This window comes from Armatimonadota bacterium (assembly GCA_022563855.1).
Taxonomy (GTDB): Bacteria; Armatimonadota; Fimbriimonadia; order Fimbriimonadales; family Fimbriimonadaceae; genus JADFMN01.
In genome coordinates, this window is the sequence record JADFMN010000003.1 from 58,744 (window position 1) to 77,411 (window position 18,668).

Here is an 18,668-nt window from a genome sequence, read left to right on the forward strand (position 1 = left end):
ACGGGCCTTGAGGAGATGCGCCTTGGTGCTGGCAGGGCGAGCACGTCATCCTGAGCCTGTCGAAGGACCTCGCGAGCCGCGCTCGGTTTTGGGAGTGCGCCTTCCTTCGCCATCGCTTGTTGCAAGACTAGGCGGCTTGACGCCTACTTGGCCTCACGCTCTTGATCGCGCGTCCGTGGACTAAGAGTCCACGGGCCGGGATGCGGACTAAGAGTCCGCGCTCCTTTCCAGCCCCAGAACCGTCATCCTGAGCGGATCGAAGGAGCATGGTTCTGGGGTGATCGCTTCGACAACATGTGCTGGTCGAGCTGTCACATCGTAGCGGTCGGCAGTTTATTCGAATCCCAATCGCGCTCCTTGTCCTCGTCGAGCTCAGAACAGGCTCGCTCAGGATGACGATTGGGATTCTAATCTCTCGGGACTCGGGACTCGGGACTGGTCCCTACTTCTTCTTCGTGAACCGCCGTCGCTTGGTCGATTCCGTTGCAGTCAGTTCTCTCCCGAAAGTTGATTCAGCACCATTGAGAACTTAGAATCGTGTCACGCTGACTCCTCGATGGCCATCGAGGCAGAAAAGACCTATCGTCTCTTAGTTGTAGGCAGCATCTTTAGAATGTCATTCTGGACTGTTGCGAACTTGCCAGTGGACATAAGATCGTCTCGCACCTTCTGAGGTACGAATACGCGTATCTTCTTGACCAACGACTGAAAATTCTCGAACACAGACTTGGACACTCCAGAAATACGGCTGAGAGGTTCGATGCTGTATCCCTGCGCACTTCCAAGCATCTTGGTGCGCACAAATATTTCCCTACTTGCATCTTCTTCTGGATCAATGCGGGGAATGTCTAGTAAGACACAACTAGCATGATCGATAGTTGCGATGCCAGATTCGCTGATGATGTTCGTAATTCTTAGTCGTAGCGCCTCGACGCCTGCAGAATCCAATCCTATAAGGTGTTTATATGTAATCTTGTACTTGCCCCTGTCTGTGATCTCGATCAAGCGACGGTAATGACCTCGCCCTCCACTTAGCAGACTCACTAGCGGATTGGACTCAGCCGGAAAATTGATTTCAAACTCTAGTGACAGCAGGGCAACGGCCTCGTAATCAGTCATGAACATACTTCGGTAGACATATTCTTTAAAACCAAATCCTGTCGCATCAATAAACAGCTTGCGAGCAACGTACTTGATCATAGCCATCATCGCTCGATTAGCATGGTGCCAATACACTCTCGCGTACATGTGGTATCGGGCAATCACAATGCTTTCTGCCGCCATAATTGCTTTCTCAGCTACTCCGATCTGCGCATTACGATCGCCCTGCTCGGGGATGGCAATCAGTCCATCAAGCAACGCGTCCAAATCAACTCCGGATCCATAACCAACGCCAGTGAAAAGGCTATCGGACGTCAGATATGCAACCTTGTCTGCATCGATTGGTCCATCAATAATGGAAGTTTGCAAGTGTGCAACCTCCGATGTCCCCTCTCCTTCTATGAGCGAAACTACTTGCCTATAATCCAGTCCCCAAGCTGGTTCATCAAGTATGTCGGCCAGCGACTTGTCAATGTTTTGCTCACTGCCATCGGTAGCTGCAGTTGTGCCCTTGAAGTTCAGGAAATAGCGGGACATTCTGCTATGGAATTCGGGCGGACGTCCCTTGAACAAGTTTTCCGTAGCCTCGCGAGGAGTACAGAGGTCATCTAGTGCATGGGCGAGCGGGTAGTGCCCAATATCGTGAAGAAGGGCCGACGCGAGAAGTAGAGAGTGATCCTTTGGGAACATCAATATCCTTGCTGTAGGATCTGAGATAAGGGCTCGAACATATTGTTTGACGACAGAGAAAGTTGCTAGAGAGTGGGCAAATCTAGAGTGCTTAGCATCTGGAAACACACGCTCTACAAGATTGAGCTGATTCTGAAACCGTAATCGCTGAAACATAGGGTGGTCGACAAGTGCCTGAGCCCTGCTGGACAGCGATACACGGTGTGTTGCGAGATTGACTTTTTGCTCTGAGCGCTCAACTCGAAATTCAGGCACTCCAAGTGGTTCGGTATATGACGCTGACAGTTTCTCAAAGTCCAGCAGAGCCTGAGAAGCTGATCGGTAGCAATGTGGATCGTTTCGATCACTCACTAGCAAGCGACGTATAAAGGATTTCATGAGGTGCAGATCACTTGCAGTTAGCTCAGACTTGATATTTGGCTTAATGTGTTCGAGGAGCTCGTCAAAATCACGATCGGATTTCGCTGGAATTGTCTTTTGCGAAACCAATTCACAGAATGTAGTGCCTAGGCAGTATAGGTCAAGATGTGGTAAAAATTCTGAGAGCAATGCTCGTGAGACTTTCTTTCCGATGAGTTCACGTGCGTAATTTGGTGCATACCTATGTGAGCCGAAGAGAGGCGTATCTGCAAGGAACTCAATTGTGGCAGAATCACCTGTTTTGAAGGAAAGGGGTTTAGCGCATCCGAGATCCGCAATTCTTACCTCTAGTTCCCCATTCGGCAAGCGCAAGTAAAGAAGATTCGAGGGCTTAATATCGCAGTGCAGAATCTCTTGTGAGTGAAGATACTCTAGACCCGTGAGAACTTGACGAAAGCAATCGATGATTTCAGTCCCATCAGAGATAGACCTGAAAAGTGCGGACAATGTTGGTTCGTCGCCATCAGCCGAGGGCATCAGTTCCATCACGTAGAATGGACGGATCTTGCCTGCATGCTCGACTTCTCCCGCGTCGACAATCTTCACTACATTGCGATGTGTGATTGAAGATAGCAAGCGTATTTCGTTCTCGAACGTTCTATCAAAGGTCTTCGCGCGTGGGCCGCGAGCATATAGTGGATGCGAAAGTTTGAGTGCCCGTCGAGCTCCTAGGCTGAGCTGTTCAACCTCGTACAGTTTAGCTGCACCACCATGAGAGATGGATGCTACCACTCGATACTTCTGATCTACGATGTCGCCGTCGGTGATTGCTTTCGCGCTCGGCATGGTCGATTGAATGATACCTTCCTACACGGTTCACTTTCTTCCTGCCGTTACTCGCCTTGCGCGATGCGCCTGAAACGGTACTCAAGCATAATTGGACTGTGGGATCTTATTCTGGCTGTTTCTGATTAACAGTTGTCTGGTACGAATACACATGTATGACTATGCATATGCGGCTGTTTGAATGTCCGATCTGAACCCCGCTCCATAGTGCAAATATCTGTTGCCTACTTTTTCTTCGTGAACCGTCGGCGCTTGGTCGGACCCTTGGCAGCCTTCGCTTTGACCAGCTCGACCGCCTTTTCCGGCGTCAAGTCAGCAGGGTCGAGCCCCTTGGGGAGGGTCGCGTTGACCTTGCCGTTCTTCACGTAAGGCCCGTACCGCCCGCTCAGCAGTTGCACCGGCCCTTCGAGCCCTTCAAGCTCGCCGAAGTCCTTGATGATCTCCGGGCCAGAGCGCGCCTTCTTTGCGTTCACCAAGAACACGACCGCCTCATCGACTGTGACAGAAGCGCCCTTGCGCCAGTCGCCGACGTTCGCCTTCTTGTCGCCGCAGATCAGATACGGCCCAAACTTGCCGAGCGCGACGGAGATCATGTCGCCGCTCTCGGGGTGCGGGCCGATCTCGCGCGGGTAGCTGAGGAGGATCGCCAGCTCCTTGTCCCCGATCTCTGCCGGCTTCAGCTCCTTCGGGATCGTGATACGCTTCGGCTTCTTTCCGCTCTTCCTCTCAGCCTCGGTCTGCTCGACCTCCAGATAGTCGCCGAACCGACCTGTCTTGTGGAGCACGCACTGCCCCGTCGCGGGGTCTTCGCCCAGAGCCTGACCGCCCGCCTTCTTCTGCGCCAGAAGTTCGAGCGCTATCTCCAGCGTCAACTCCGCCGGCGGCAAATCGCCAGGGACGCTGGCCGTGTTGCCGGGGCCGCCCTCCCCTCGCTGGAGGAAAGGACCGTTGCGGCCAATTCGAACGATGATGTTTTCGCCGACGGCGATCGCAGGGAACGGAATATCTTTGCTCAAATGCGTGACCTGCGGCTCGATCCCAGGATGTTCATCAGTGCCGGTATAGAACTCTCGCAGATAGCCAACGTGGTCTAGGTTGCCGTTAGCAATCTCATCAAGCTGTTCTTCGAGCTGCGCCGTAAAGGTCGTATCGACCAGCTCCGTGAAGTTGTTCTCCAGAAGCTCCGTCACGGCGAACGCGGTGAACGTTGGCACTAGTTCTCGGCCTTTCTTGAAGATATATCCGCGGTCTTCGATGGTTCCGAGGATGCTCGCGTAGGTACTTGGCCGTCCGACGCCTTCTGACTCCAGCTCCTTGACGAGCGACGCCTCGGTGAACCGCGCGGGCGGTCGTGTTGCGTGCTCGGTCGCGCGGACTTCCTTTGCCGCCAGCTCTTGCCCCTTCTCGAGGGTGGGAAGGATGCGCTCCTTGTTGGCCAAGTCGGCGTCAGGGTCGTCTGCGCCCTCCACATACGCTTTCAGGAAACCCGGAAAGAGGATGCTCTTGCCGCTCGCAGCAAATACGAACTTCGTGCCGTTGCTCGAGACCGCGATAGAGACTCTTGTACGCTCAACCTCTGCAGGCTTCATCTGACAGGCGATCGTTCTTTTCCAGATCAAGTCGTACAGCTTGAACTGGTCCGCAGATAGAGAACTCCTTACATCCTGCGGTCGACGGGCGAGATCCGAAGGGCGGATCGCCTCGTGAGCTTCCTGAGCGTTCTTAGACTTCGACTTGTACTGCTTCGGCTTGGCGGGAACGTGCTCAGCGCCGTACAGGTCGCCAATCACCGTGCGTGCCTGCTTGATCGCTCGATCTGCGAGCGTGAGGCTGTCGGTACGCATATACGTGATCAAACCGACCCGTTCGCCGCTGCCGAGGTCGATGCCTTCGTACAGTTGTTGGGCGATTCTCATCGTTCGACGGGCCGTGTAGCCGAGCTTTCGGTTTGCCTCTTGTTGCAGCGTCGAGGTCATGAACGGCGGTGGAGGGTTCTCCCTGCCCGGCTTCGCATCGATATCTGACACGGTCCAAGGCGAACTTTCGGCGACGGCAGCTTGGAACGACTGTGCCTCGTTCGCCATGAGCCAGCGAACTTTGTCAGATGAGAGCTGTCCCCGGCTGTCGAAATGCTCGCCCTCCGCGACCCTGGCGTCGTCGACGCTGCGCAGTCGCGCGACGAACGATTGCCCGTTTGTCACAAGGGTCGCTTCAACCCCCGAGTACTCGGCGATGACGAACTGCTTGCGCTCTCTTTCACGCAGCACGACTAGACGCGTTGCTACCGACTGCACTCTTCCTGCGCTGAGTTTCGGAGCAATTTTGCGCCAGAGCAGCGGCGAGAGCGTGTATCCGTACAGCCGATCGAGGATGCGCCGCGCCTCTTGTGCACGCACCAACGATTCATCAATATCGCGAGGCGAAGCCAGTGCTTCCTCAATCGCCTCCGGCGTGATCTCGTGGAAAACGATGCGCTGCACCTTCACGTTCTTGCCGAGCTTGAGAATTTGCAGCACGTGCCACGAAATGCTCTCGCCCTCGCGGTCTTCATCCGTCGCGAGCAGGACGGACTCCACGCCCTTTGCAGCGGCCCGCAGGTCCGCGACATACTTCTTCTTGTCTGCGGGTATGACGTAGATCGGCGTGAAGTCGCCTTCGACGTCGACCCCGAGTCGCGCCCATGGCTTGTTCCTCAGAGCGGCGGGGATGTCGTCGGACCCTTGTGGCAGATCGCGAACGTGACCAAAGCTCGCCCGGACATCGTAGTCCTTGCCTAGAAACCGACTGATAGTCTTGGCTTTGGCGGGAGATTCAACGATAACGAGCGTTTTAGACATCCGCGATCCAACGACTGGCGGTTTTACTCAGAGTACCGACATCGTGTCAACGGGGCTGAGGCCGAATCCTGAAGAATGTTGCGACATGCCCGGGTCGGATGTTCCGCGGAGCATGCCCGCCGACGGAACCAGACGGCGGCCAACGCAGTCTCAATGTTGGCTACAATTACTGCGAGTCGGCGTATTCGAGGGTCTCGATGGCGTCAATCGAAACCTGAGCGATCGTTGCAACGTTTTAACTAGTAGGCGACTGAGTTTCTAGTTCGGGCTAGATTCGGGTTGAGTCTGTCGAACTCGTGAGACGAGATCAGCGCCGTTGACGCATTGATTGGTGGTGCGAATGGTGAGTGAGGTGATCGGGATATAAAGTTCGTCAACATCAAGGTGATTCTAGCGGTGATAGGCGCCGCGGTAGGTCTCTGGGCAAGCCTGGAGTACATGCCGTACGCGTTGGACTACCTGTATCAGAACGTTGAAATCCAGTCGTACGGCTCAAGCGAGATGGCGGGTGATGAAACGGTGGGCACGTCTCCGTACCCGTTTACGGATCGTCCCGCCGCTCAAATAGGCTTGGGATTGCTCGGCCTGCTGATTGGTGGGGCGTGCGGCGCCGCCTTAGCCGATGCCGCCACTTTTGTCGGCGTCTGGTGGCGGCGGATGGCGATCGGCAACAAGGTGTCGATATTCGTCGGCCTCATACTCGGCATCATCGGATCGCTGCCTTTCCTTTCGGCGATCGAAGGGCTGGAGGGCGCGCTGAGAGCACAGGCGACGGTTGGCGTCGTGCTACTGTTCAGCGCCGCCGCAATTCTCGCTCTGCACGCGATGCGCGACGTCCTTCCATGGCAGAAGGAGTCGGTTCGTCGCCGGAATTCGGGCATCAAGATACTGGACACGAACGTGATCATCGACGGGCGGATTCACGACGTCGTGAACGCCGGATTCTTAGAAGGAGAGATTTACGTGCCGAAGTTCGTGCTGGATGAACTTCAGCACATCGCAGATAGTGCCGATTCGCTGCGCCGTCAACGAGGTCGTCGCGGCCTGGAAATCCTTCTCTTGATGCAGGAGAGCCACAAGCTGGAGATCGGAACGCATGACGCCAGAGTCTCTGCAGACGGAGACGTCGATTCGCGGCTGGTGCGGATGGCCAAGTACCTCGGCGGCGACCTGGTGAGCAACGACTTCAACCTCAATAAGGTGGCAAGCCTTCAAGACGTCCGCGTTCTCAACATCAACGACTTGGCTCTAGCGCTTCGACCCAACGTCTTGCCAGGCGAATACCTCGCTGTCATGATCACGAGAGAGGGTAGCCAATCTGGACAGGGGGTTGGATATCTGGACGACGGAACCATGGTTGTCGTCGAAGACGCTGAGGGCCGGACGGGAGAAACACTGAACATATGTATTACGCAGGTCATTCAAACGGAACGTGGGAAGATGATCTTTGGCGCATTTGACGAGCAACCGGAGGATCAGGGGCAGCACGACCATCGATCGACGGAAGATCACCCGGCCAAGAAGCAGCCGACGGTAGAGTGAGGATCGTCGCGTTTGTTCTAGCGGCCGGCGAGTCTCGGCGCTTTGGTCGCAACAAGATGAGGCTCGACGTTGACGGCCAGCCGGCGTGGCTCAGGTCTTTCCTCGCATTCGACCGGCACCCCGAAGTTCACAGCACGGGTCTTGTCGTTTCTCGCGATCTGCACGACGAAGTCAAGCGCGCAGCGCCCAGCGCTGCTTTTGTCGTGCTGGGCGGAGAATCCCGTGCTGAGTCGGCGCGTGCCGGGCTCGCCGCCCTCGACGAGTCATGCGACGTCGTCCTGATTCACGATGGAGCACGACCGTATGTGACGCCTGGGGTGATATCGCGCGTAATCCAAGGCGTGATCGACCACGGTGCCGCGTACCCGTGCATACCGGTGACGGACACTGTTAGGCTCACGACCAGCGGCGGCCTGCAATCGATCGACCGGGATCAGCTTCATTTTGCGCAGTCTCCGCAGGGCGCAAGGCGAGAGCTGTTCGAACGTGCGTATTCCAACGGCGACGATGAGTACACGGATGACATCGCGGCAGTGCTGGCGATCGGCGAAGCCGCCATGCCCGTTGAGGGCGAGGTCTCGAACCTCAAAATCACCTATCCTGGAGACGTTCAGCAGATGAAAGCGCGACGAGAGACGAGGACCGGATTCGGGTACGACATTCACGCGTTTTCGTCCGACCCGGACCGCGATCTGTGGTTGGGCGGGGTTCGATTCGGGTCTGAGGAGCGCGGGCTAATGGGCCACTCAGACGCCGATGCAGTGCTGCACGCGGTGGTCGATGCGCTGCTAGGCGCAGCAGGTCTGGGCGACATCGGCAAGGCTTATCCAGACACCGCGCAGGAGTGGAAGGACGCCCCCTCGTCGCTTTTTCTCCGGGGTTCCGCGCAGAGGGTGATCGAAATGGGCTGGAGGATCTCCAATATCGACGTCACCGTTATCGCAGAGATGCCTAAAATCGGACCCAGGCGTGACGAAATGCGACGGACCATCGCTGAGCTTTGCGGGATCGAAACGGAGCGGGTAAACGTCAAGGCGACGACCAACGAGAAGCTCGGCCCGATCGGTCACGCCGAAGGCATAGCTGCCATGGCCGTCGTGACCCTAGACAGTTCGTAGGCTAGCGCTAGGGCGCCCGCTCCTCGACCTCGCCACAAAACGTGACGGCGAGAACGGACGCCGCTCCGCGCTGCCTTAGAGCCGCCCCACAAGCGAGCAGCGTCCCGCCGGTAGTCGTGACGTCGTCCACCAGGAGGATCTGTTTGCCTGCGACGTCGGGGCTGGCCTCGAACGCGCCGATCAGATTCGTGAGCCTGGCAGCCCGGTCAAGCCCGACCTGCGGCGGGGTTGCCCGGATTCGAGCAAGTCGGGAGTGCTGCAAGACCACTTCGGGGAACGCCTCGCAAAGCAGTTCTGCCTGGTTGAACCCCCGTAAGCTCTTGCGCGACGCGTGGATCGGCACGGCTACCACGTGGTCGAAGTCCGGCAGGCCGAGCGACGGCAGTGCATCAAAGAGCAGCTGCGCCATCGGCGCGGCCAGAGCGGTCGATCTGTTGTACTTGAGTTGCTTGACAGCCTGCGCAGCTCTGCCTTCGAACTCGTAGACGCTGGCAATAGCCCTTACCGCGCTCGTGTCGTGGAACGTCTGAGTCCTTTCTTCAAGCGGCTGCAGTTCGTCTAGACACTCTTGGCAGATGGCAGGATTGCCGATGCGCTTGCACAGTTCGCACCGGTCCGGGTAAAGCCATCTCAGTGGCGCTTCGAATACCCTTCTCAGCCTTTCCACAGAGATCATTCTGACCTAAACAAATCGAAGGCCTCGCTTTAATGCGAGACCTCCAATTACCACCCTGAGATTTATTGATATAGAATGATGTGCTTACGCTTCGCCCTGAGTGTGGCCGAAGAACGGCTCGAATGGGATGAGCCCCAATCGCGTCGCTGCTCGAAGAGCCTGAACACGGTTGTTGACCTGAAGCTTGTCGTAGATGTTCGCTAAGTGAAAATCCACAGTTCGCTTCGAGACAACCAGCCTGTCAGCAGCTTCCTTGCTGCTGTGGCCTTGCGCAATCAGACTCAAAACCTTAATCTCAGTCGGCGTAAGCCGCACACCACGTGTTGAATCGTTCGTTCTTCCAGTACCAGGCATAGCCATTAACCCATCCCTCGCTTCCAAGACTCGCTAGCCGCCTGACTTACTCCTTCCATACCGAACCTAGATTTTGAGATCAGAACTTAAAAATTCCAACAATTCTGATCCAGTCCCTAGTTCCCAGGCTTTCAGCCGATGACTCGTGCGCCATCGACCGCCTGGCAAACCAGCAGGTTCGGGTTCAAATTCGGCTCGGTTACCCTGAATTCGTCTTCGGTCTGCGTCACAAACGGTTTCACCTGGTTAGCTTGAACCAGGGCAACGCATGCGCCGCCGAAGCCGGCTCCAGTCAGCCGAACCCCTATGCAGCCGGCCGATCGCCTTGCGGCCTCGACCATAGCATTCAGCCCATCCGAGCTCACCTCAAAGTCGCTTCGCAGGCTTTCGTGGCTTGCTGCCATGATCGCCCCGAGCTGGTCCAGCCTGTTCTCGGACAGTGCGTCCAGGAACTGCTTGCACCGCTCGTTTTCGCTGACTACGTGGTGTGCTCGCCTATATAGGACTGAGCCTCTATCGGTCCATGTTCCATTTAGGTCGCTCAAAGATGCGTCTCGCAGGGCCTTCACACCCAGCGCCTGACTCGCCGCCGTGCAGGATTCACGCCGTTCGTTGTACGGAGCGCTCCCGAGGTCGCGGCGCGATCCGGTGTCGCACAGCACGATCTCGATAGCGGCCGGGATTTTCGCGTAGGTGACATCGAGCGTGCGCGTGTCGATGAACATGGCGTGGCCAGCACGTCCCAGCGCACAGGCTAGCTGGTCCATAACCCCGCACTGCACGCCCGCGTGGACGTGCTCGCACTCCTGAGCCAGTAGCGCAAGTCTCTTTGCGTCAGCGCCAAGGGAATCCAGGTGATTCCAGAGCACCGCGAAGGCGAGTTCAAGGGCGGCGCTGCTGCTGACACCGGATGCCGTCGGCAGGTCAGAGCAGACCACGGCCTGGATGTTAGTGCTCAGGGGCAATCCAGCCCGCCGCATGGTCCACGCCATTCCCGCCGCGTACCGGCCCCACCCTTCCTTTGGCGACTCCTGCCCGACGTCGAACGGAGTCGACTCGCCAAACTCGCTCGAAAACAGTTCAGACGGTCCGTCGGTCGCAGAAGCCGCGACCGCGATGTGCCGGTCGATCGCGACGGGGAACACGAATCCATCGCTGTAGTCCGTGTGTTCGCCGATCAGGTTGATGCGGCCAGGCGCAATGGAAATCGCCTCTGGGCATGAGCCGAATCGATCCTCAAACAGCTTGCGCGCTTCATCGATGGGCTGCACAAGTACGATTTTAACCTGCGCACGGCCAACTCTGGCATGGATACCAGGGATTCGCGCGGGTTCGCGTGGAAGTACAAACGTGGTGCATCGAGGTCCAACGCCGCCCGGGCCTTCGGTGCTCCTTCTTCGTTAAGCCTTCCTGGGTATCCTCCGCCGATGACCGATTCGGTTCTGGAGAACATGCGCGAATGGCTCGCGCAGCACGAAGACGAACTCCTTGAGCAGTACCGAAAGCTGCTGCAGTTTCCCTCCATCGAGAGCGATCCCGGCCCGAATGCCCCGTTCGGCGACGCTAACCGCCAGGCGCTCGACTACATGCTCTCGCTGGCGTCCGACGCCGGTATGCAGACCAAGGACATCGAAGGGTACTGCGGGTACGGGGAGTTTGGTCAGGGCGAGAAGATGGTCATGACGCTCGGCCATCTCGACGTCGTGCCGGTCGGGCACGGATGGAAGCACGAGCCTTTCGGCGCGGAGATCGACGACGGCTACGTGTTCGCCCGTGGGGCGGTCGACGACAAGGGACCGACGATGGCGGCGTTCTTTGCGGCGCGGGCTCTGAAGGAGTGCTATCCGGACCTCGGCTGCCGATTTCGCGCGGTGTTCGGGTGCAACGAAGAGTCGGGGTTCAAGTGCGTCGAAAGGTACAACGAGACCGAGGAACCGCCGACTTTCGGCGTCGCCCCGGACTCTGACTGGCCGCTGGTTCACGCCGAGAAGGGGATCGCGAACCTCATCGTCGAGGCGCCGCTGATCCAAGGCGACGTCGAACTGCTGGAGATCACCGGCGGGCAGAGGCCGAATATCGTGATCGACTCCTGCACGGCTCGTGTCAAGGTGGCTGACGACGCTCGACAGCACGTCGCCGACAAGATTGAGGACGCCTGGGATCGCAACGTAAGGACAAGTTGGTCCGGCGACGTTCTGACCGTTGAGGCGATCGGCAAGGCGGCTCATGGCGCGCGCCCTTATGGGGGAGACAGCGCTGCGATCCGAGTGCTGCGCCATTTGCGCGAGATAACCCCTCTACCCGTTCAAGAGGAGTACGAAAGCCTGTTCGAGATCCCTCAGCTTCAGGGCGAAGGCATCGGCATCCAGGGCGCAGACGAAGTGAGCGGCGCGCTGAGCTGCAACCTCGGAATCATCGAAACCACCGACTCTCACCTCCGATTCACCCTGAACGTCCGGTACCCGGTGACGTGGAAGGGAGAAGAGCTAAAGCGGCGTTGTGAGGAGAAGCTCGCTGAGATCGACAAGGGTTACAGGCTGGCGGAAATGACGGACAGTCCGTCGCTGTACTTCCCGCTCGACCACCCGATGGTGAAAGCGATCTGCGAGGTGTACGAGGCCGAGACGGGTGAAACCAAGGAGCCGGGCGTGATGGGCGGGGGCACCTACGCTCGCGCGGTTCCGAACACGGTCAGCATCGGCACCGGATGGGCCGGCGACGGCCAGGCGCACGAGACCGATGAAAAGCTGAAGATCGAGCACCTGTTTAAGATGAGCCGGATTTACGCGCATATCCTGTACCGTCTGGTGAACCTCGCGGAGGAGTCTCCGTAGTCTCTTAGGAAGATGTATAGGACGCTCCGGAAAGTTCACAAGTGGATCGGCGTGTTCGCCTGCCTGTTTCTGATGACAATGGCGTCGACCGGATTCCTGCTGGCGATCAAGAAGCGTGCGGAGTGGCTCCAGCCCGCAGTGATCGTTGGAGGGCAGATCGACGGGCCTCAACAGGTCATCGGCATGGACGATGTGTTCGAGGCCGTGCGCGGGGAAGAGGGGTTTGAGTCGTTCGAGGACATCAACCGGATCGACTACCGCCCCGACGACAACGTCTTTAAGGTGCGCAGCGCCGACAGGCTCCACGAGGTCCAGGTCGACGGCGCGACAGGCGAAGTGCTGAAGAAAGCGCCGCGCAACGACCAGCTCACAGAGAACATCCACGACATGTCGTTCTTCAGCGATGCGATGCACGATTGGTGGCTGCCTGTCGTCGCCGTCGGGCTGTTCACGCTCGGCCTGACGGGCGTGGTCTTGTTTTTCACGCCGTACGTCCGCCGCTGGAAGTACCGGCGTAGCCTGCGGGAGGAGTAGTGCTGAGTGGAGAGGGTCGAAATACAGTCCCCTCTCCCTGAGCCTAGGGGGAGGGTTAGGGAGGGGGTTCGGACAAGCACAGTCCTTTCCGATAAAGCGGAATCGGTTTCCTATTTTGCTGAGCGCTACCGTTGATCGACGCTTCCTCGGACTAAGAGTCCGAAGGCCGGGATGCGGACTAAGAGTCCGCGCTCCGAACGATCCCGAACAACTCCGAACCAAGCCGAGCGATCTGCTCAAACTTCTTGTTCATTGCAATCGCCTCATTACGCCCGGCCAAATAATGCAGCGCCGAGCGACCGTAGCCAAACTGCTACCGCACTGACGCCCGCTCTCGAGTGGCGACTGCGGTTGAGTCGCCGCTGAGTGTTCGGACGAGCCGTCCGGTTGCCGAGAGGTTGAGGTCTCGCACGAGAGTGTGAAACGGCCCGTTCTCATCGACGAACAGCTCGCGGTTCACGGCTTCGTCTTCGAGGTTGAGAACTGCCACCAACTGGCCGCCCTCAGTGATGAACGAGTCGGAGGACAGGACACCCGGCATATCTGCAATGGACTGGCGGACTTGCTCTATTTGCGAACGGAACAGCGATGATTTTCCAGCAAGCGGCTCACACGTGATGACGGTGATGTACATGGTTTTCCTTTCAAAGGAGGACGCAAAATCTCTCCAATAAAGTGCAGTATAACGCGGTCTACAGGGGGGCTGATCCCGGGCTTTCTTCCGGTTATCAACACAGTTTTCAACACGCGGTGGCGGAACGTTCAGGTCGCCGCGCCGAGGGAAAAAAGACAGAGCGCGCAAGATGTCTTGCGCGCTCCGCGATCTTGAGAAGCTTGTGATCGTCGGCTAGACAGATGCCGGCGTCTTGCCAGGCTGCTTCGTCACCCGCAGGTAAGGCTTCTGCTCGTCCCAGCCGTCCGGGAACATGCTTTTGGCGTCGTCGTTGCTCACCGACGGAAGGATGATCACGTCCTCGCCCTGCTGCCAATCGACCGGCGTTGCGACCTTGTAACTGTCGGTCAGCTGCAGCGAGTCGACGACCCGCAGGATTTCGTTGAAGTTGCGGCCCGTCGGCGCCGGGTAGGTCAGCGTCAGCCGCAGCTTCTTGTTCGGGTCGATGATGAACACCGAGCGCACGGTCATCGTGTCGTCCGCGTTCGGGTGGATCATGCCGTAGAGCGACGCGACCTTGCGGTCTGCGTCAGCCAGGAGAGGGAAGTTGAGCGCGATGCCCTGCGTGTCCTCGATGTCGCCGATCCAGCGCGCGTGATCCTCGGCGGTGTCGCAGCTCAGGCCGATGACCTTGACGCCGCGCTTCTCGAACTCGCCTTTGAGCTTCGAGACCTGCCCGAGCTCGGTAGTGCAGACCGGAGTGAAGTCCTTGGGGTGGGAGAAAAGGATCGCCCACGAGCCGTCGATGTAGTGGTGAAAGTTGATCTGACCTTCGGTCGAATCCTGAGTAAAGTCAGGGACCTGGTCGCCTAGTTGCAATGACATGTTTCTGTTTCCTTCCTCGTCGAATTATCGCGGTACGTGTGCATAGTATCAGCTACGAGCGCTCTCGCGGTTCCAGCGGTTCGATTGTCCTAGCCGATCTCCTCGCCTCGTTCGGAAGAGACACATTCGCTGACGTCCTCGAGCCGGTGTTCGGCCATCAGCTGCTGGAACGGCCCGTCCTCAGCGTGAACGAGTCTGTGGTATGTCGGCTCATCGGTGTAGCACACAGTGACCACGACCTGCCGTTGTTTGTTCTTAAACGAGTGTAAGGACTCGATTCCGGGCATGGACCTCAGCTTCCCACGCACGAGCGCGCTCATCTCTCCGAACTCAGTCTCCTTCCCAGGATGGACCTCCCATCTGGATACAACGATGTACATCGTACTGCTCCTGGCCGGAACCCGGCCTGCGCCAAAGCATAGCGGATTTGAGCCAGGATGGGTCAAGCAAGCTCGGCCGAAATGCCTCTACCGAGGCTTCAACGTCTGCACCCGTGCTCCTTCGATCCGCTCAGGATGACGGGTGCAGACCTCACCGCGTGCGGAGTGCTGAACGGCAGGCTAGAGAGCAGTTTCCTCTCCTCGCACCTCGGGGGAGGGTTAGGGAGGGGGTCCAAACAGAAACAGTCCTTTCCACTTCGGTGCCTCCGAAGCATGCGAGAGGCACCAAGCGCCAAGAATCGGAGGCAAAGGAATAGGCGAAGTCTCTGCCGATCAACTCAAGGAAGCTGTAGAGCGCCTGCACAACTGTCGTGCGGCTCTCCGTGGCGTAGAGGCGGTCCACGAGACGTTTGAGGGTGAGACCGTCTGGGAGGGCTCCGTTCACGTCTTTGAGGTCACAGGCCACCTAGAGGCAAAAGTCTGTTACGCCTGGTCGTCACCGATTGAGGGCGCTGATAGCCGCCAGTTCTATGCAGTGCTGAAAGTACCGCCAATAAATAATCCCGCAGATGCAGTCAGAGCATCTATACTAAGTGCAGGAGGGGGATAGCCCCACTAATCAATTATGAGCGACACACTGTATTATCCGATTCTCAAGGGCAAGCAAGGAGAATTCCGCGCCCTTGGGCTACTCGGTGCAAAAAAGCTCCAAATCACTCCGGTGATTGAGCTTGTACCCGTACCGTTCGACTACGCCGAAAACAAGCCTAAGAAGTCCCTGGCTGACCATGTTGCTGCAGTCCCTAAACAGGTCGTAAAGGGCTGGGGCAACGGTGAGGCCTGGATAGACCCGCATGACCTCGCGAAGGATGCTGGGGCCGCGTTGGCCCAGTGTCTGACAGAGGGGCGGGCCTTGAATGCAGCTTTTGTACCCGTCATCCGAGTCGAGTCAACCGCGCCCGTTATCCAAGCGGCTAAGAACGGAGTAACGACCGACGGACGCGGCATCGTCCTGCGAGTTACTAGCAAGCACTTGACGGACTGGGCCGTAACCGGTCCGAAGCTTACAAAGATGCTTGAAGATGTGGGAGCCTCACGCAAGGACGCTCACTTGATCCTTGACTTTGGCCCGATTGGTTCGGACGTGACTGTTCTGGCGATGGCTGCCGTTTCGATAGTGCGGTCTGTACCAACGCCGAAGGCATGGAAGTCTTTGGCGGTTGCCTCAGGTGCTTTCCCTAAGGACCTGGCAGCCGTGAAGCGACTCACTATAGCCCGTCTGCCACGACTCGACTATGATCTCTGGTCGCGCATTATAATGTCAGGCGATCTGCCGCGCCGACCGATATTCGCAGATTATGCGGTCGGCCATCCTGAGTGGACGGAGCGCGACTTTCGTATGCTCACGATGAGCGGGAGTATCCGGTACACCGGCGGCAAAGACTGGGTTATCGTCAAGGGTACGAGCGTCAAGAAGGACAAATGGGTACAGATGCGGCAGCGATCCAAGGATTTGATGGCTCAACCCGAGTTCAGCAAGCTTTCCTGGGGCGACACGTTCATTGAGAACTGTGCGAACAACACGGGCAACACTGGAAACGCCACGACATGGCGTCAGGTCGGAACGGTTCGGCACATCGTCAAGACTCTGAAGCAGACCGCCAGCCATCCCTGACCGCCAGCTTATGCCTGACGGCGGCTGATAGTTCGTCCCAACTTAGGGAGTCGGCCAGCTTGCGCCAGAGATACGGTCTCGGGCGACTCGACAGGCCCTGTTGGAGCCCATGCTCCACCAACAGGTCCCAAGCCTCGTCACGCCAGAGCAATTGGGCGAACGAGTATGGATCGAGTGCCGGGTTCGGTTTAGAGGGGCGGACGTCGTTTAGAGTCAAACCGCATTGCGACGGACTTGCAACCATGACTCCCCACCAATCAGGCACACGCCGCATGACTTCGTCAAGATGGCTGGGGCCTACCACGATTGTCATGCTATCGAGTGTACGTCCGTAAACTCGAATCTGACCCTCTAGCCTCTGTAGAGTATCGCGCTCGCTCTTGATCTCGTAGCCGTTCAGGGCTCCATTTATCACTACCATGTCCACTCGCGCCTCCCCTTGGCAGAGGCCGAGTTCGTCCAGGATCAGGGCGTCGTCCGTATACTCCTGCTCCAAGAATCTTCGTAATTCAGCGCGGATGTCCCTATCGCGCATCGCTTATACCTCTGGACGGGCAATGGGGCAAGAACGATCTTCCGAATCTGTTGAACCGTGATGAGCCATGCCTTGCCATTCGTTGTCTCATGTGGCCCCGCCGGGAGCCTAGGGTACCTGTCAAAGTCAAATTAGGACACTACCGGGAGAGGGCTAGGGTGAGGGTGAGGGGTTAAACAATGAAAGTCCTTTCCGCTTTTATCCCCTCCCTTGCGCCGAAGGCGTGGCGGAGGGTCAGGGAGGGGGTCCAAGCAGAAACAGTCCTTTCCGCAAATCCCTCGGAGGTCAGACGACCTCGGCCGAAACGCCCCAGCGATGCCCGTCTACAACCCTTACGGGCACCGTCTCGCCCTTCAGCTTCTGCGCATCGCCCTTGAAGTGCGCCATGCGGAAGCAGGGCGTGTAGCCCTGCAGCATCTCGGGGTTTTTCCGCGAACGGCCTTCGACTAGCACCTTCAGCTCTCGACCGACCAACTCGCGGTTGCGCTCGCCTCCGATCGCGTTCTGCACCTCGATAAGCTTCTGTAGTCGCGCTCTGCTAGCCTCCGCTGGCACCTGCTCCATGTCGGCGGCTGGCGTGCCCGGCCGGGGCGAATACCGGAACATGTAGGCGCCGTCGAACCGGATCTTGCGCATCATGTCCAGCGTGCCCTCGAACTCCTCCTCCGTCTCGCCTGGGAAGCCGACGATGATGTCGGTCGTCAGCCCGATGTGCGGAACGGTTGACCGCAGTTCGTCCACGATATCCAGGAACGACTCGACGGTGTACAGCCGCTTCATGCGCTTGAGCAGGTCGTTGTTGCCCGCTTGCAGAGGCATGTGGCAGTGCTCCATCACCTCCGGCACGTCGCGGATCACCTCGATAAGATCGGTCTTGAAATCGCGCGGATACGGAGACGTGTACCGAATGCGTTCGATCCCAGGAACCCCGGCAACGAGCTGCAGCAGCTTGCTGAAAGGCACGCGCCCCTCGGCTAGGTTCTTGCCGTAAGAGTTCACGGTCTGCCCGAGCAGCGTGACCTCTTTCGTGCCGAGTTCGGCGAGCCGACGGATCTCTTGCACGATGTGCTCCGTCGGTCGCGACCGCTCGCGCCCGCGTGTGGACGGCACGATGCAGAAGGTGCAGAACTTGTCGCATCCGTATTGGATCGGCACGTGCGCTTTCAGTTTGCCGCTCCGACCGAGGTAGCGCTGAGGGATGTCGGTGACGACTGCGCCCTTGCGAGGCGGCAGCTCCAGGCGCGTTTGAAAGCGGCGGGTCTGCAGAGCGTCTTGGACGAGTCCCGGAATCTGCTTGATCTGCGCGGTGCCAACTACGAAGTCCACGTGCGGGTTTCTTCGCCTAATCTCATCTGCACGAATTTGGGCCATGCAGCCAGCGACTCCGATCACCTGCTTGCGCTGGTTTGTCTCCCGGGGGCGCAACCACCCCAAAAACGAGAACGCCTTCTGCTCCGGCTTGCTGCGGACGCTACAGGTATTCAAGATGACGACCTGAGCATCGCGCACGGATTGTATAGGTTTAAGGCCAATATCTTGTAGATACAGTGCTATCTGCTCGCTGTCCTCCTCGTTCATCTGGCATCCCCAGGTCTGCACGAAAAAGGTGCCGGGAACGACAGATTCACGGCGTTCTACCGGTTTGGAACTGGACTTGATGAAAGCGACGTTGGACATAGCAGCGAGCG

15 protein-coding genes are annotated in these 18,668 nt (G+C 58.0%); 5 read left to right on the plus strand and 10 right to left on the minus strand.

The window, feature by feature from the left end:
* Nucleotides 1-579 precede the first annotated feature (579 nt).
* Nucleotides 580-2,997 (minus strand): protein kinase, encoded by a 2,418-nt coding sequence (locus IH944_04485; GenBank protein ID MCH7903808.1) that lies wholly within the window; start codon nt 2,995-2,997, stop codon nt 580-582.
* Between the two features lie 224 nt (nt 2,998-3,221).
* On the minus strand, nt 3,222-5,834 hold the full coding sequence (gene topA / locus IH944_04490) for a type I DNA topoisomerase (GenBank protein ID MCH7903809.1): 2,613 nt from the start codon (nt 5,832-5,834) through the stop codon (nt 3,222-3,224).
* Between the two features lie 384 nt (nt 5,835-6,218).
* Between topA and IH944_04495 the strand changes: the two genes are divergently transcribed.
* Both IH944_04495 and ispF read left to right on the plus strand, forming a co-directional pair.
* Nucleotides 6,219-7,376, plus strand: a complete 1,158-nt coding sequence (locus IH944_04495) for a TRAM domain-containing protein (GenBank protein MCH7903810.1) — start codon at nt 6,219-6,221, stop codon at nt 7,374-7,376.
* Nucleotides 7,373-8,494 (plus strand): 2-C-methyl-D-erythritol 2,4-cyclodiphosphate synthase, encoded by a 1,122-nt coding sequence (gene ispF / locus IH944_04500; GenBank protein ID MCH7903811.1) that lies wholly within the window; start codon nt 7,373-7,375, stop codon nt 8,492-8,494. The genes IH944_04495 and ispF overlap by 4 nt, the downstream gene beginning before the upstream one ends.
* Nucleotides 8,495-8,501: 7 nt before the next feature.
* Here ispF and IH944_04505 read toward each other — a convergent pair whose 3' ends face one another.
* The 3 genes from IH944_04505 to galK all read right to left on the minus strand — a co-directional run bounded on the left by IH944_04505 (nt 8,502) and on the right by galK (nt 10,795).
* Nucleotides 8,502-9,161 (minus strand): ComF family protein, encoded by a 660-nt coding sequence (locus IH944_04505; protein MCH7903812.1) that lies wholly within the window; start codon nt 9,159-9,161, stop codon nt 8,502-8,504.
* Between the two features lie 93 nt (nt 9,162-9,254).
* A complete protein-coding gene (locus tag IH944_04510; GenBank protein ID MCH7903813.1) occupies nt 9,255-9,455 on the minus strand; it encodes a helix-turn-helix transcriptional regulator in 201 nt (66 codons plus the stop codon).
* A 200-nt stretch (nt 9,456-9,655) separates the two neighbouring features.
* The gene (galK, locus tag IH944_04515; protein ID MCH7903814.1) at nt 9,656-10,795 is read right to left on the minus strand and encodes a galactokinase; all 1,140 of its coding nucleotides are present in this window, start codon (nt 10,793-10,795) and stop codon (nt 9,656-9,658) included.
* A 156-nt stretch (nt 10,796-10,951) separates the two neighbouring features.
* On the opposite strand from galK, the gene IH944_04520 reads away from it, so the two are divergent.
* Together IH944_04520 and IH944_04525 are read left to right on the plus strand one after the other, a co-directional pair.
* Complete coding sequence (locus IH944_04520) at nt 10,952-12,358, plus strand: Sapep family Mn(2+)-dependent dipeptidase (GenBank protein ID MCH7903815.1); 1,407 nt, start codon at nt 10,952-10,954, stop codon at nt 12,356-12,358.
* Nucleotides 12,359-12,370: 12 nt separating this feature from the next.
* Nucleotides 12,371-12,892 (plus strand): PepSY domain-containing protein, encoded by a 522-nt coding sequence (locus IH944_04525; GenBank protein MCH7903816.1) that lies wholly within the window; start codon nt 12,371-12,373, stop codon nt 12,890-12,892.
* A 313-nt stretch (nt 12,893-13,205) separates the two neighbouring features.
* Here the strand turns inward: IH944_04525 and IH944_04530 are convergent, their stop codons facing one another.
* The 3 genes from IH944_04530 to IH944_04540 all read right to left on the minus strand — a co-directional run bounded on the left by IH944_04530 (nt 13,206) and on the right by IH944_04540 (nt 14,770).
* On the minus strand, nt 13,206-13,526 hold the full coding sequence (locus IH944_04530; GenBank protein ID MCH7903817.1) for a hypothetical protein: 321 nt from the start codon (nt 13,524-13,526) through the stop codon (nt 13,206-13,208).
* A 213-nt stretch (nt 13,527-13,739) separates the two neighbouring features.
* Entirely contained in the window at nt 13,740-14,390 is a 651-nt protein-coding gene (locus IH944_04535) for a peroxiredoxin (GenBank protein ID MCH7903818.1), read from the minus strand.
* Nucleotides 14,391-14,479: 89 nt separating this feature from the next.
* Nucleotides 14,480-14,770, minus strand: a complete 291-nt coding sequence (locus tag IH944_04540) for a hypothetical protein (GenBank protein MCH7903819.1) — start codon at nt 14,768-14,770, stop codon at nt 14,480-14,482.
* 625 nt (nt 14,771-15,395) lie between these two features.
* Here IH944_04540 and IH944_04545 point away from each other — a divergent pair.
* Nucleotides 15,396-16,445 (plus strand): beta family protein, encoded by a 1,050-nt coding sequence (locus tag IH944_04545; GenBank protein MCH7903820.1) that lies wholly within the window; start codon nt 15,396-15,398, stop codon nt 16,443-16,445.
* Here IH944_04545 and IH944_04550 read toward each other — a convergent pair.
* Together IH944_04550 and miaB are read right to left on the minus strand one after the other, a co-directional pair.
* The gene (locus tag IH944_04550) at nt 16,411-16,980 is read right to left on the minus strand and encodes a sce7726 family protein (protein MCH7903821.1); all 570 of its coding nucleotides are present in this window, start codon (nt 16,978-16,980) and stop codon (nt 16,411-16,413) included. The two genes, IH944_04545 and IH944_04550, sit on opposite strands and share 35 nt — an antisense overlap.
* 285 nt (nt 16,981-17,265) lie before the next feature.
* Nucleotides 17,266-18,657: a tRNA (N6-isopentenyl adenosine(37)-C2)-methylthiotransferase MiaB gene (gene miaB, locus IH944_04555; protein MCH7903822.1), complete on the minus strand. Its 1,392-nt coding sequence runs from the start codon at nt 18,655-18,657 to the stop codon at nt 17,266-17,268.
* Nucleotides 18,658-18,668: the final 11 nt, after the last annotated feature.

Excerpts from the sequence above, each read along its gene's own strand:
- IH944_04485 (MCH7903808.1), bottom strand. The coding sequence starts at position 2,997 with ATGCCGAGCGCGAAAGCAATCACCGACGGCGACATCGTAGATCAGAAG.
- IH944_04525 (MCH7903816.1), top strand. The coding sequence starts at position 12,371 with ATGTATAGGACGCTCCGGAAAGTTCACAAGTGGATCGGCGTGTTCGCC.
- IH944_04520 (MCH7903815.1), top strand. The coding sequence starts at position 10,952 with ATGACCGATTCGGTTCTGGAGAACATGCGCGAATGGCTCGCGCAGCAC.
- IH944_04535 (MCH7903818.1), bottom strand. The coding sequence starts at position 14,390 with ATGTCATTGCAACTAGGCGACCAGGTCCCTGACTTTACTCAGGATTCG.
- miaB (MCH7903822.1), bottom strand. The coding sequence starts at position 18,657 with ATGTCCAACGTCGCTTTCATCAAGTCCAGTTCCAAACCGGTAGAACGC.
- IH944_04540 (MCH7903819.1), bottom strand. The coding sequence starts at position 14,770 with ATGTACATCGTTGTATCCAGATGGGAGGTCCATCCTGGGAAGGAGACT.
- IH944_04530 (MCH7903817.1), bottom strand. The coding sequence starts at position 13,526 with ATGTACATCACCGTCATCACGTGTGAGCCGCTTGCTGGAAAATCATCG.
- topA (MCH7903809.1), bottom strand. The coding sequence starts at position 5,834 with ATGTCTAAAACGCTCGTTATCGTTGAATCTCCCGCCAAAGCCAAGACT.
- IH944_04550 (MCH7903821.1), bottom strand. The coding sequence starts at position 16,980 with ATGCGCGATAGGGACATCCGCGCTGAATTACGAAGATTCTTGGAGCAG.
- IH944_04545 (MCH7903820.1), top strand. The coding sequence starts at position 15,396 with ATGAGCGACACACTGTATTATCCGATTCTCAAGGGCAAGCAAGGAGAA.